The 14,463-nt window shown below is 65.6% G+C and carries 7 protein-coding genes; 2 read left to right on the top strand and 5 right to left on the bottom strand.

What is annotated here, in order from left to right:
• Positions 1-299: 299 nt before the first annotated feature.
• The gene (locus SH602x_RS03220; protein WP_479475435.1) at positions 300-1,355 is read left to right on the top strand and encodes a hypothetical protein; all 1,056 of its coding nucleotides are present in this window, start codon (positions 300-302) and stop codon (positions 1,353-1,355) included.
• Between the two features lie 115 nt (positions 1,356-1,470).
• Here SH602x_RS03220 and asnS read toward each other — a convergent pair whose 3' ends face one another.
• The 5 genes from asnS to SH602x_RS03245 all read right to left on the bottom strand — a co-directional run bounded on the left by asnS (position 1,471) and on the right by SH602x_RS03245 (position 12,528).
• Positions 1,471-2,865, bottom strand: a complete 1,395-nt coding sequence (gene asnS, locus SH602x_RS03225) for an asparagine--tRNA ligase (RefSeq protein ID WP_479475436.1) — start codon at positions 2,863-2,865, stop codon at positions 1,471-1,473.
• Positions 2,866-2,910: 45 nt separating this feature from the next.
• A complete protein-coding gene (locus SH602x_RS03230; protein WP_479475437.1) occupies positions 2,911-4,731 on the bottom strand; it encodes a divalent metal cation transporter in 1,821 nt (606 codons plus the stop codon).
• 223 nt (positions 4,732-4,954) lie between these two features.
• Positions 4,955-6,025 (bottom strand): NAD(P)/FAD-dependent oxidoreductase, encoded by a 1,071-nt coding sequence (locus SH602x_RS03235; protein WP_479475438.1) that lies wholly within the window; start codon positions 6,023-6,025, stop codon positions 4,955-4,957.
• Between the two features lie 663 nt (positions 6,026-6,688).
• A complete protein-coding gene (locus tag SH602x_RS03240; RefSeq protein WP_479475439.1) occupies positions 6,689-11,488 on the bottom strand; it encodes a DEAD/DEAH box helicase in 4,800 nt (1,599 codons plus the stop codon).
• Positions 11,489-11,643: 155 nt separating this feature from the next.
• Entirely contained in the window at positions 11,644-12,528 is an 885-nt protein-coding gene (locus SH602x_RS03245; RefSeq protein ID WP_479475440.1) for a CAP domain-containing protein, read from the bottom strand.
• A gap of 315 nt (positions 12,529-12,843) precedes the next feature.
• Between SH602x_RS03245 and lysS the strand changes: the two genes are divergently transcribed.
• Positions 12,844-14,421, top strand: a complete 1,578-nt coding sequence (lysS, locus tag SH602x_RS03250; protein WP_479475441.1) for a lysine--tRNA ligase — start codon at positions 12,844-12,846, stop codon at positions 14,419-14,421.
• Positions 14,422-14,463: the final 42 nt, after the last annotated feature.

The following is a 14,463-nucleotide window of genomic DNA, read 5'->3' on the forward strand; positions in this document are numbered from 1 at the left end:
GACCCTGAGCTTCGAATTTCGAGCCGAGCAACGCTACATCGCCGTTCACGAGGTGCAAACGCCACGCACGTTTTTTTTCGGCAACGTCCAGACCCGCTTCCGGAGAAGGACGTTTACTGCGTGCTACACTTCAGGTGTCCATAGAGGGACGCGGCGCGCGGCGAACGGCCTCGCGACCGGCAGGATCGTCAGGGACGACGCGATCGTTTTTTTCGATGCCGACGGAGCGGCGGGCGAACTATTCGTCCCGGCGCACGTCGAAGTCGCATCGCATCCTGACTCTCCTCCCGATCGACAGCATGGCCGCGACCCCCTCCACCTGCCTGGCCGCCCGCCGCGTCTCGCTGAAGTCCTTCGGCTTCGCGACGCTTCTGATCGCGTGCGGATCGCTCGGTCTCGCCACGCCGTCGAACTCGCACGCGTTTCAGGTACGTCCGCAGGATTCGATCTGGATCGTTTCCACGCGGTGTCTGAACGGCTGCCCCGCCGTCGGTCAGGCGAACTCGCTTTCCGCGACGCGCTATGCGGACGGCAGTTGGCGGTCGCAGTCGTTCGCGGACCTGGCGGCGGAGACGTCGCCCGAGCGGACGGACGTCCTGTTCGTGCACGGCAACGGGGTCGAACCGAACGAAGTCGGCGGCCTGATCTGCCAGATCTACGGTTCGCTCACCGCGTGCGACGGTCCGGCCGTGCGTCTGATCTTCTGGTCCTGGCCCAGCGATAAGGTCGCCGGCCCCGTTCACGACGTCCTGGCGAAAGACGAGCGCTCGTTCGTCGAGATCGCCTGGCTCCGCGAGGCGCTGAGCGAACTTCCCCACGTCGGCGTGCGATCGCTCGTCGGTTACAGCTTCGGCGCCCGGATCGTGGCCGCGGCGACGGCGTCGTACGACCCGCAGCGGATCGCGGTCGTTCCGGCCGGCGAAGCCGCTCCTGCCCAGGCAGTCGCAGCCCTTCCGCCGCAGCGGGCGATCCTGATCGCGGGCGCGCTGGACCGGACCAAGCTTTGCCCGGGGGGAGCCTACTCGGGCATCTATTCGCGGCTCGACCGGGTCTCGGTCTGGTTCAATCAGGCCGACCCGCCGCTGAAGCGTTACGGCTTCATCGACAACGGCGCCGACGCACTGGGCGTCGTCGGCCTGCCCAACTGGTCCGCCATCGGCTCCGCCCAGATCGATCAGGCGAACGTCACCAACTGGATCGGGCGTACGCACTGGCTCAGCGCGTATCTCGAAAACCCCAGCGCCCGAAACCTGCTCCGCCGGCAGGCGCTGTGGGAAGACGCGCCCGCGGCGGACGTCGCTGCGACCGACGCGTCCGCCGAAGCGCCGTCGCAGGCAGTCGCCGTTTCGCGGTAGGGCCCGGTTCGCGCGAAACGCAGCTCGCGGATCCGGGCCTCGCCATCGACGCCGAGGAACTCCGGCGGCGAGTCGACGCGGGCTGAGCGTCGCATCGACTCCTCGACGGACGACTCTAAAACTCCGCGCTGCCCGGCGTACGCGGAAACGGAATGACGTCGCGGATGTTCGTCATGCCGGTGATGAACTGCACGGCCCGTTCGAGGCCCAGGCCGAAGCCCGCGTGCGGCACGCTGCCGAACTCGCGCAGTTCCAGATACCACCAGTAATCCTTGGGATCGAGGTGGCTCTCGATCATCCGCTGCGTCAGCACGTCGAGGCGCTCTTCGCGCTGGCTGCCGCCGATGATCTCGCCCACGCGGGGAGCGAGCACGTCCATCGCCCGGACGGTTCGTTCGTCCTCGTTCAGTCGCATGTAGAAGGCTTTGATGCCGCGCGGGTAGTCATGCACGATGACGGGCCGCTTGCAGAGCTCCTCGGCCAGGTACCGTTCGTGCTCCGATTGCAGGTCGCTCCCCCACTCGGGAGCGTACTCGAACGACTTGCCGCTCTTCTGCAGGCGCTCGATCGCCTCGGTGTAGGACATCCTCACGAACGGTCCGGAGACCATCGACTTCAGCGTTTCGAGGACCGTGTTATCCACGCGTTCGTTGAAGAACTGCAGGTCCTCGTCGCACCGTTCGAGCGCGTCCCGGCAGAGCCGCTGCACGAACCGCTCGGCCAGGTCCATGTCGTCTTCGAGATCGAAGAACGCCGCCTCCGGTTCGATCATCCAGAACTCGGCCAGGTGCCGCGACGTGTTCGAATTCTCCGCGCGAAACGTCGGGCCGAAGGTGTAGATCTTCCCGAGGGCGCAGGCGTAGATCTCCCCTTCCAGTTGGCCGCTGACGGTCAGATAGGTCGGTCTGCCGAAGAAGTCCCGCGAATAGTCGACCTTCCCCTCCTTCATTGGCGGCTTCGCCGGATCGACGGTCGTCACGCGGAACATCGAGCCCGCCCCTTCGGCGTCGCTCGACGTGATGATCGGCGTGTGGACGTAGAGGAAGCCTTCCTCCTGGAAGAAGTCATGCACGCTGCGACTGACGCAGTTGCGCACCCGCGCCACGGCGCCGAGCGCGTTGGTTCGCGGTCGCAGGTGGGCCCACTCGCGAAGCTTTTCGAACGAGTGCCGCTTCTTCTGCAGCGGGTACTTCTCGGGATCGGCGCCCCCCACGAGCGTCACCGACGACGCGACCAGTTCGGTCGCCTGCTCGCCCCCCTGCGACGCCTGGATCGTCCCTTCGACGATCAGACTGCATCCGCCGGTCAGATGCTTGACCACGGATTCGTAATTCGGCAGGTCCGCCGGCGCGAGCGCCTGGAGGTTGCCGAGCGACGAGCCGTCGTTGATCTCCAGGAAGCTGAAGCCCGCCCTGGAATCCCGGCGGGTCCTCAGCCAGCCCTTCACGACGACGGTCTTCCCGATCGCGGCCGACTGTCTGGCCGCGACGACGCTGATCGGCTCCGCCAATTTCGATCCTCCTGGTGATTTTCTGACGCGTCTGCCGCCTGGCGCTTACAGCGCCTCGGCTTCTGGTTCGGGCGGCTTCTTGCGGATGACCTGCACGATCAGCACGAGCAGCAGGAACCCGCCGACGATCGGCACGCTCAACCAGCCGAGCTTGACGCCGTTGAACGACTGATTCCAGAGACTCCACAGGCTTGCGGATAGAGCGACGCCCGTGGAGACGAACATGAGCAGGTTCCAGACGATCCGCTTTCCGCCGCGGGGCATCTCGTCGCCGAGAACCGTCTTCTGGTTCATCAGCGCCATGAACGAAATGTACGCGATCGGCAGCAGGATCATCGCGAAGACCGACGTCGGAATCGCGACGTAGAAGCCGGCGTCCTTCCAGATGAACGGACCCAGCACGCCGGTCACGGCCACCAGGCATCCGATGCGGTTGGGCCAGCCCTTCGGCGGAATCCCCAGCATTTCGCAGACGACGAAGCCGGAGATCAGCATCAGCATCACGATCGTCGAGAGCGTCATGCCCAGCACGCCCAGGCCGAACGCGTAGTTCGCGACGTCCTCCCCCACGAACGGCTTCAGCGACGCGGAAAGTTCGAAGGCGTTCCGATCCTTAAGGTGAAGCGCCAGCTTCCGCTCCGCCGGAGAGAGCGCGGGCAGATCGGCTTCGCGCGCGTTCTGTTCGTCGGCGGAAAGCTTGCGATAGGCCTCCGCGGCGGCGGGATTCGACTGGGCCAGCAGATCGACGCGGTAAGGCTTTTCGAGTTTGAAGTCGACGACTTCGCCTTCCTGCAGTTCGATGACGCCCGGCTTGGGGTGGAACTGGGCCGAGGCCGCGATGACGACGCAGGAGATGGCGATCGTGAAGGGAATCACCATGCCGGTCGCCAGGTCGAAGATCGCCAGGCCGCGGAACTCCTTGGTCCAGCGCTTGGCCAGCATGGAGTAGGGGAAGAAGAAGGTCATGTTGATGCCGACGGCGGTCGCCGCCGCCGAGATCAGGATGCCCCGCTGCTTATCGACGATGTAGTCGTGCCAGTAGGTCGCGTTCGCTTCGCCCGCCTGCGATCCGACGGCCTGAAGCAGGTCGTCGAACGCCGGCGAAGGCCGCAGCATCTGCATCGGATCAGGCAGAAAGCCGCCCGCGACGGCGGACCAGTCGATTTCGTTTCGCAGCGCGATGACGACGCCGACGAAGCAGACGACGACGCTCATGACCATGATCTTCAGGATCGTCTCGTAGACCTTGATCCCCCAGCCGCCGCTCTCGTAGAGCCAGGCGACCGTCAGCGACGCGACGAAGATGATCGCGCACAGGGTGGCGGTGGTCATGCCGCCGCCCGCGCCTGCGGCGAGCGGAAACGATTCCGGCAGCATACCTGCCCAGAAGGCCTCGACGCTCGTCATCAGTTCGGTCGGGAGCAGGTTCTTCTCCAGCACGTCCGTCGAGAGGGCGTACTGCGGCATGGACCAGACCATGCTCGCGGCGAGCGACGCCAGGGCCCAGCTCCACCCGAGCACCGGATTCACGCGGCGATTGATGAGACCGAACGGGCGCTTGCCCGTCGTGGTGGTGACGTAGGCGATCGCCGACAGCATCACGACGCCCAGGATCATCGCGAACGGCTGCACCCAGAGCATGGTCAGCCCGGTCAGCACGCCCAAATACATCGCCGACGCGAGCGACCCGCCGCCCAGCGTGATGGCGCTTTGCAGCCAACCCGGCCCCGAGAGCCGCATGTAGGCGCCGAGCGTCGGAAAGAACCCGCGGCTTTGTGCATCGACGAGAAAATCGCGATCGCGATTGACCTTCGCGATCGGCTCGGGCGAAACGCTCGTTTCCTCGGGAGCGACGTCGGTAGCCATAGGGTTTCAGCCGGGGGAGAGGCGGCGGCGAAAGCGATGAGGGAGGGAGCGACTCTCGAGAGCGGACGGCGCAGAATGCCCGTCAGGGGCTCGATCGAGTCGGCCGCCCAGAATAGGCCAACGCCGCGCGAGGGTCAAACCGGCAGCCCGGACGGGAGGACCGTCCGAGACTGCTTCGTGCCCCAGCCTGGGGTTACCCGACGGCTCTCAGCGAGTGCCGCGCTCAGTGAATGCCGCTCGCGCCGAGCCAGCGTTCCGCGTCGAGCGCCGCCATGCAGCCCGTACCGGCGGAGGTGATCGCCTGCTTGTAATAGTCGTCGGCCACGTCGCCCGCGGCGAAGACGCCCTCGACGCTGGTATTCGTGCGGAAGGGCTTCGTCCAGCGAACGTAGCCGTGCTCGTTCGTTTCGATCTGACCGCGAAGGAATTCCGTATTCGGCGTATGGCCGATGGCGAGGAAAAGCCCGGATACCTTGATCGTCCTCGGAGCGTCCCCCTTCGTGCTCGTCAGCCGCACGGCGGAGACGCCCTCGTGATCGTCGCCGAGGACTTCTTCGACCTCGGTGTTCCAGGCCATTTCGATCTTGGGATTCGAGAGCGCCCGCTCCTGCATGATCTTGGAGGCCCGCAGCGCGTCGCGGCGGACCACCATGTGGACCTTCGACGCGAACTTCGTCAGGTAGGTCGCCTCCTCCACCGCGCTGTCGCCGCCGCCGACGACCGCCAGTTCCTGATTGCGGAAACGCGGCAGCGCCCCGTCGCAGACGGCGCAGGCGCTGACGCCGCGGTTTTTGTACATCGCCTCGGAATCGAGGCCGAGGTAATTCGCTTTGGCGCCCGTCGCGAGAATGATCGTGTGCGTGCGATGGACGTTCCCCTCCAGCGTCTTGACCGTGAACGGTCGCTGGGAGAGATCGACCTCGACGACGTCGTCGGTGACGACCCGCGTGCCGAAGTTGCGGGCCTGCTGACGCATCAGGTGCATCAGTTCCGGCCCCGTCACGGCGTGCTTCCCGTCGTGACGTTCCATGTAACGCCGTTCGGAATCGTCGATCGCCGAATCGAGGAACGGCGCCAGATCGCCCGACGGGAAGCCGGCGTAGTTCTCCACCTCGGTCGTCAGCGCGAGCTGCCCCAGCGGCAGCGTGCCGTTGACGGCGTTCTCGTTGGTGATCGCCCCTTCGAAGACCAGCGGCGAAAGCTCGGCCCGGGCCGCGTAGATCGCGGCCGACCAGCCCGCGGGACCGCTGCCGATGATGATGACCTTCTCGACCTTGTCCGCCTGAACGCTCACGGAGTTTCCTCGATGCGGGATGCGATCGCCTGCGCCGGTTCCGTGACGGCGCCGAAACCGTCCGTCAGGGAAAGCGGATGATTATAGAGGCCCCGGGCAAGGCGTAAACGCGGCGGTTATCGAGGATACGCCCCTTTACCGCAGTGCGAACAGTTTTCACCGTCGAAGTGGTAACTGAAACGGCAGTGCGGACACGGTCCCGCCGAGCCCCACCTCGCGCGATCACTTGGAAATCTGAGCCAACCGCATGCGGAACACTCGCCTTGCGTGCTGAAGGTGAGAACGTTCGAGCATTCCGGACAGAAATGCGTCGGCTCAGGCGGTGGCGGGGGAGGAGGAGGCTCTCGGACTATGTTCCCGGGCGGACCCGGAAATCGTGCATAGTGGTCATCGTCATCGTCTGGATGCTTGGAGCACATACGCTCGCGATATCGGCGCGCGAACTCTTCTCGCATAGGCCACGCATCGAAGCACCGACGATGCATGACGGTATCCGAGTATCGACAGAACGGGTCAGCTTTATCCGTGATGAAGTGCGTCGTGCCGATGATGTCGTCGCCGACGCAAATCGGTTCTCGACACAACGAACACGGCATTCCGATAGAGAAAAGCGCCATTCGACCATACGCCTAGAGAATTGCGGTGACGGATACTCGTCCCCCGCTATCGTCTGCCCTTCCAGAAGTCCCACCCCGGTCCTCCTGCGGCGGGCGGAACGGGGCGGGCGATGCGTCGCGGAAGAAGCGGCGGCGGTTCGACGGGCTTTCGCCGGGCGTACTTCAGCAGGTAGGCCGCCTGGTCCTTCAGCTCGGCGGGAAGCGAACTGCGAAGTTCGATCTTGTCTCCCTTTTTCCGACCGATCAGGCGCCCCTCGAATAACAGCAGGCGATTGCTCGCCGACGACGGCAGACGATTTCCTGGCAGCAGGATGCCCAGCAGGTTCAGCGGGTCGGCCGCGGAGATCAGACAGGCCCGATCGAGCGTTCCGATCTTCGGCGAGCGTCGTTCGCGGAGGCCTCGCAATTCCTCGACGATCCCTTCGAGCGCGTACTGTTCGCCCGAAACGCCGCGGACGAATCGACCGCCGCGGATCTCTCCCCGCATCTCCAGCCGGCGGAAGACGGGAATCAGTTCGCGCCAGGCGGGCGCCGCCGCTTCCCGGGCGAGCAGTTCCCGGAAGACGACGCCGTAGCGATCGAGCAGTTGCCGGCACCAGCGCTCCAGCCGGTCGTTCTCCGAAATCGGCGGCGCCGTCGCCAGGAACCGACCCGGAAAGGCCGACCACCGACCGGCGGGACCGGCAGGCGACGATCGCGAACAGAAGCGTTTCTTCCGACCCTTCGATTTCTCGCCCACCAGCGAACGGAGGGACTCGAACGAATCGGCGGTGATGCGCCCCTGCCCCACCAGTTCCCGCAGTCGGTCGCGCAGATCCGGAGGCGCCATGCCGACGAGCGAAGCGATCTCCTGCGCGAACAGGGCGCCGAAGCGTTCGAGCGCCGCGAAGGCCCGCTCTCGCACGGCTTCCGCGACGGACCGATCGTCGGCCGAGGCGACGGCGGGAATCTCGACCGCCGGGCAGGCTCCGCCCGGTCGCTCGCCCCGAAGTTCGGGCGACAGCCACGCGGCGATCGACTCCCGGAAGCAGATGGCGATCGGCATCGCCCGCGTGAACGACTTCGGCGGCTCGGCCGTGCCCGGTTCGAGCGGGGTCGAAAGACTTGCCGGACACCGAAGCTTGCCCCAGACCAGTTCGCCGGCGAGGAACATCGCGTCGAGACGCTCCGCCCGGTAATCCTCCGCCCGTGACGCGAGCAGCCAGGGCTCCCACGCTCCGGCGGCGATTTCGAAACCCTGCAACTGCTGCAAGACCTGCCGCAGCCCCTCTTCGCCGCGAACCTGGGTCTCCGGCTCGACATGCATCCGCCGCGTGAGATACCACAGGAAATCGTCCGGCTCGACCGGCTGCACCCGCGAACGGAGCCCTTCCAGCGTGAGCCGATGGATGCGAGCGAGCAGTCGACGATCGCACCACTCGACGGCGCTGGTCGGATCGGCGCCTTCCTTGGACGACTCGTTAGCTCGTTCCGTGTAAGCGCCTCGCAGCACGACCCCTTCGCTCTCCAGCGCTTCCAGTGACGCGAAGACCGACGACGGCGTGAAGCGATAGGCCTCGGCCAGTCTGGCCGCGGTCGTCGGCCCCTCGTGCGGCATGCGTCCGCGAATCACTTCCACGCGCAACTCGTGCGCCTCGCGCGGCTCCCGCTTCAGACGCTCAGGCAGTTCGATCGCGGGCGAGAGCACGCCGTCGGGATAGAGCGACTGCGCGAAGTCCTGGTTCTCCGCGGCGAGCCAGAAGGCGTCGCCGTCCGGCAGCACGATTCGCGTCGCCCTGCCCTGCTCCGTCAGACGATCGAACGACGTTCGCCACCGCGCGGCAGCACGCTCCGGCCAGACGATCCAGCCGAGCAGCGCCTCGTGCAGGGCGTCCGCGGTAGCGGGGTCAGCCTCCGCCTCGCGACGCACGAGTTCGATCGCCGCGGGGTCGAGCCGGGCGAGGTCGCGGAAGTCCTCGACGGAGAGCGTCCGGCGGACCGAGACCGCCCGCGTGCGACGCTGTTCCTTATCGGCAGGATCGAGGAACGAGTAAGGATTCGCGTTGATTAGGCTGTGACTGAACGGCGAAGGCTCTCGCGTCTCCCGCGCGACCAGTTCGACCTCGCCCGATTCCATGCGCTCAAGCAATGCCGTCCAGCGGTCGATATCCATCGCCTCGACCAGGCAGTCGCGGATCGTCTGCTGCACCAGCAGATGATCGGGGATTTCGCGGTCGCCGTGATGATTTTCGAAGCAGCCGGTCTGCTCCGGGAAGACCGCGGCCAGCAGATCCTCCGCCCGGTAGCGTTGCAGGTGGGGCGGCACGCGGCGACCCTTCTCCCGGCGAACAATGCCGAGCGCTCGGGTCGCGTTCCAGCGCCAGCGAACCTGGAACATCGGCGCCGCGAGGAGCGCCTGTTCGAGCAGGTATTTGCAGTTCGACGTGTCGACCAGCTTGAACAGGTTCTCGACCGGGAAGCTGTGCTGCGGCGAAAGCGAGAGCAGCACCCCGTTTTCGTCCGCCGCGGCTTGCAGTTCGAAGTCGAAGCTCCGGCAGAAGCGCTTTCTCAGCGCGAGTCCCCACGCGCGATTGATCCGCATGCCGAAGGGCGCGTGGATCACCAGTTGCATCCCGCCCGACTCGTCGAAGAAGCGTTCGAAGACGATCTTCTTCATCGAGGGAACGACGCCGACGGCCGCCTGCTGCGCGGCGATATATTTCAGCGCGAAGCGAGCCGCCTTGCGCGACACGCCGCACGTCTGTTCCAGTTCGCGATAGACCGGGCCGTAACGCCGGGGGTCGAACGCGTCCGCTCCGCGATCGGACTGGCCGCGAACGTCGTCGTAGCGATAGCCCTCGACCGAACCGTCTGTCCGGACCGGATCGACGCCGTGACGCAGCAGGGCCTGTTCGAGATCCTCGCGCAGACTCGAAATTTCTTCCGACAGTTCGTACGTACGCCCCGGCGCCTCGCCTTCCCAGAACGGAACGTCGGGGGGTGCGCCTTCGGCGTCGCGGACGAGGACGTCGCTCCCCTTCATGCGAAGGATCCGCCAGGAAGAGCTTCCCAGCAGAAAGACCGAGCCGATCTGGCTGTCGACGGCGAAGTGTTCGTCGATCGAGCCGACGACGGTCTGTTCGTCTTCCAGCAGCACGCGGTAGTCGGCCATCTCCGGGATGGCGCCGCCGTTCACCAGCGCTCTCAGCCGGGCGCCAGGTTTGGCTTTGACTCTTCCGCCGATGCGATCGCGATAGACGTACGACGTCTGTTTGTTCGATTTGGTGATGCCGGTCTCCAGCATCTCCATCGTCTTGTCGAACGTCGCCCGGTCGAGATCGCGAAACGGGGACGCCCGGCGGACGACGTCGTACAGCGCGTCCTCGTCCCAGTCCTCCGACGCCGTCATGGCGACGATCTGCTGGGCCAGAATATCGATCGGCTGATGCGGAATTTCGATCCGGTCCAGCGCGCCGCGCTTCGCCCCGCGAACGAGCGCCATGCACTCGATCAGTTCGTCGCGCGTCAGCGGAAAGAGCTTGCCGTGCGGTCGCTGCCCCAGCGAGTGGCCCGAGCGTCCGACGCGTTGCAGCAGCACGGCGATCGAGCGGGGCGACCCGATCTGACAGACCAGATCGACGTAGCCGACGTCGATGCCGAGTTCCAGCGAAGCCGTCGCGACGATCGCCTTGAGTTCCCCGTTCTTGAGTCGCGTTTCGGCTTCGTGCCGCATCTCCTTCGACAGCGAGCCGTGGTGGCTGCAGATGCAGTCCTTGCCGAGCGTCTCCGATAGATGATGCGCGATCCGCTCCGCCATCCTCCGCGTGTTGACGAAGACGAGCGTGCTGCGGTGGGTCAGGATCAGTTCGCACAGCCGTTCGTAGACGAGTTCCCATTGATCGCCCGAGCAGACCGCCGAGAGCTCTTCCATCGGCGTCTCGACCTCCAGCGTCATCTCGCGGGAGTGACCCAGGTCGACGATGCGGCAGGGACGGACCTGATAGGAAGGAGATTCCTCGCCGCATGTCGGCAGATCGGCTACGACCTGTGTGCTATGGCTGGCTTGTCCAGCCGTGCTGATTGCGGGCAGCGTCCCGATCGGGCTTGAATCCGGAACCTGACGGTCACAGCCGGTCGTGAGCATCCGGCTGGAATCACGGCCAGGCAAGCCAGCCATGGCACACGGGACCGAGACCGTTCCGGCGACGGAGATCGGTTCAGCCCCCACCAGAAACTCCGCGATGCGCGAGAGGGGGCGCTGCGTCGCGGAAAGGCCGATCCGCTGCATCGGCTGGCCCGTCAGCGCCTCCAGCCGTTCGATCGAGAGCGTGAGGTGCGAGCCGCGTTTGTCGCGGGCGAGGGCGTGAATCTCGTCGACGATCACCGTCCGGACGCTGGAGAGGACGCCCCGTGCTTTGGGCGAGGTGAGCATCAGGTAGAGCGACTCGGGCGTCGTCACCAGAATGTGCGGCGGCTTCCGCATGATCGCCTGCCGCGCGGAGGGGGACGTATCTCCCGTGCGGACGGCGGTGCGAATCGCAGGCGGTTCGCGTCCCTCTTTCTCGAACTCCGCGGCGACCCCTTCCAGCGGCGCGGCCAGGTTTTTCTGAATGTCGTTGGAGAGCGCCCGCAGCGGCGACAGGTAGAGCGCCTGCACCCCGGGCGACAGATCCTGCGACTCCCATCGCCGCACCAGATCGTCGATGCAGACCAGGAACGCCGCGAGCGTTTTACCCGAGCCGGTCGGCGCAGCGAGCAAGGCATGCCCGCCGGTGCGAATAGCGGACCAGCCCTCCCGCTGAATGGGCGAAGGCGAGCCGAAGGTCCCCGTAAACCAGCGGGCGACCAGGGGGTGAAAACCGTCCATGCCCCATCCGTGCTTCTTGTAGGGCAGGCGCCCCGCCTGCCTCCTTTGTAGGGTGGGTCATTGACCCACCTTTTCTTTTGAACGACGCGTTGCGAATTGCGGGCGGCTGTCGGTCGTCCAACGCTTCAGGTGGGTCAATGACCCACCCTACGAGATCAGTTCCGCTTCGTCGCGTACACCACGCACCAGTACCGATCGGTTCCCGTGCCGGCGACGCCGATGCCGACGTGATCCCACTTCAGGTCGCGGATGTTGTTCTGTTCGCCCGTTGTCCGGGCATGCCAGACGGCGAAGGCCTCTTCCGCGGTCGCGTAGCCGCCCAGCACGTTCTGGGCGATCTTCGTGAAGCGGTAGCCTGCCTGTCGGGCGCGTCGCTGCACGGTCTGACCGTTCGGGCCGAAGTGCGACTCGGTATCGTTGGCCAGCATCCAGTCCGCGTGATTCTGGGCGATCCGCATCAGGTCGCGATCGACGGTCAGCGGCTCGAACCCGAGGCTCGCCCGGTCGCCGTTGTGCAGGGCGAGCAGCTTCCGGAACTCCTGCGTCAGCTTCGGTTCGTACGGCGCCTGCGCGAAGGAGGTGTAGTACGACGAGAGATAGGCGTAGTAGAGATAGACGTAGCCGTAGTAGGCGTTGTCGGAGTACGCCGTCTTCAGCGCCCGCTCTTCGTAGTACGACGCGTAGTAGGAGTAAGTCATCTGGATCCGCCAGTTGGCCCGATAGGCTCGCCAGCTGACCGTGCCGTCGAAGTAGCCGTAGTACGCCGTGTTCCAGAGGTAGTCCGCGTAGTCGAGCGCCGCCTGGGCATAGATATAACCCTGCGCCAGATCCGGATCGTTCAGGTCGTTCTGGAACGCCCAGTAGGCGTAAGTCCATCCCGCGTGCGTCAGAGCGTAGGTATCGTTCTCGATCCGCGCCGTACGGCCGAAGTTCGCTTCTGCCGTTTGCGCCGAACCGAAGCAGGCCGCCGCGATCAGCAGGATCGCCAGCGCCGTGCGCCGCGTGCCGGTTAGCCCGAAGGTGAGTATACGCTCGTTCATGTTCGTCCGCTGCGCCTTCCCGGCCGGTAACCGGCGTTTCGTCCTCGCCTGCCCCGCGTCCTGTTCGTGACGAACGGGCTGATTCTGCGGGTCGGAAGGAGGATGCGTGCCCCGGTCCGATTGTACTCCAAGCCCTTGCGGTGCAAGAACCTTCGGCTGGAATCGGCCCGGTCGCGGAGGCGAGTAGCCGTCTGGAAGGGGGAAGGCAGGTTCCCCTAGAATGAACTCTTCCGCGGCAAGGCCCTCTTTGTCGTAAACGGCGCAGCAGAAAAGCGTTGCGTCTATCAATCCGGCGCTCACCTGGCGACTTTACGCATGTCTGACGACGCGACCGCTGCCCGACCTGCAGGAATCGACGAATACGAAGCCGCCCGGCGGGAGAAGCTCGCGCGCCTCGAGGACCTCGGCGTCGATCCCTGGGGGAGGCGTTTCGACGATCGGTCGATGATCTCCGACGCCCGGACCCGCTCGGCAGAGATCCGCTACGTGCTGGAGGGAAGCGACGCGGAGGTCCCCCTTCCCGATTTCCAGGCGCCCGGCTTCGACATGCGGGCGTGGAAGGGACAGGTCGGCAAGGGGAACTTCGTCGGCCCGAAGGTCCGCGTTGCGGGGCGCGTGCAACTTCGCCGCGACAAGGGGAAGCTCCACTTCGTCGACATCCACGACTGGACCGGCAAGATCCAACTCTTCATCGGCCAGACGCAGGTCGGCGAGCGGAACTGGAAGATCGCCGAACAGGTCGATCTGGGCGATCTGGTCGGAGCCGACGGCACCCTCTTCTTCACCAACACGGGCGAGTTGTCCGTGTTGGTCGAGGAACTGCATTTTCTCGCCAAGTCGCTGGAGACTCCGCCCGCGAAGCATGAGGGCCTGACCGATCCCGATCTGAAGCAGCGCCGGCGGTACGTCGACCTGGCGTACTCGGAGGATGCGCTGCCGCGGTTCCTCGACCGGAGCAGGATCGTCCGCTCGATCCGCGACACGCTGCATGGCCAGAGCTTCGTCGAAATCGAGGGTCCGACGCTCCACGCGATCGCGGGGGGCGCCGCGGCGCGTCCGTTCGTGACGCACCACAACGCGCTCGACATGCAACTCTACCTGCGGATCGCGCTGGAACTCCACCTGAAGCGCGTCATGGTGGGCGGGATCGAGCGGGTCTTCGAACTGGGGCGGGTCTACCGCAACGAAGGGCTCAGCCCGCGGCATAACCCCGAATTTACGATGCTGGAGGTCTACCAGGCCTACGGCAACTACGAATCGATGATGGACCTGACCGAGGCGATCGTCGCCGACGCACTGGCCGCGATCGGTCGCAGCCCGGTCGTCGAATGGGGCGGCGTGACGATCGACCTGACGCCGCCGTTCCAGCGGAAGACTTACTTCGAACTCTTCGAGCAGCACGTCGGCATCGCGCCGCACGACGAGGGGAAAGTCGCCGACATCGCGAGGCAGATCGGCTTCGACGTCGAGGGCGTTCACCCCGACGTGCTGATCAGCAACGTCTTCGAGGAGAAGGTCGAAGACGCGCTCGTCGGCCCGATCTTCGTGACCGACTATCCGGCGTCGATCTGCCCGCTGACGAAGCGGAAGACGTCCGATCCCCGGGTGGCCGAGCGGTTCGAACTGTACGTCCGCGGGATGGAACTGGCCAACGCCTATACGGAGTTGAACGATCCCGACCTGCAGGAGCAGCTCTTCCGGACGCAACTCGCCGGCATGTCGGCGGAAGATTCGATGGCGAAAATGGACTATGACTTCGTGCGGGCGCTCCGGTATGGTATGCCCCCGGCGGGCGGTCTCGGGATCGGCATCGACCGGCTGGTAATGCTCCTGACGGGCTCGCCGTCGATCCGCGACGTGATCCTGTTCCCGGTGCTTCGCCCGGAAGAGTGAACCGCGCCGCCCGATAGGTAACGCCTCGCGAAGGATCGCGGG

Source organism: Lignipirellula cremea (assembly GCF_056501455.1).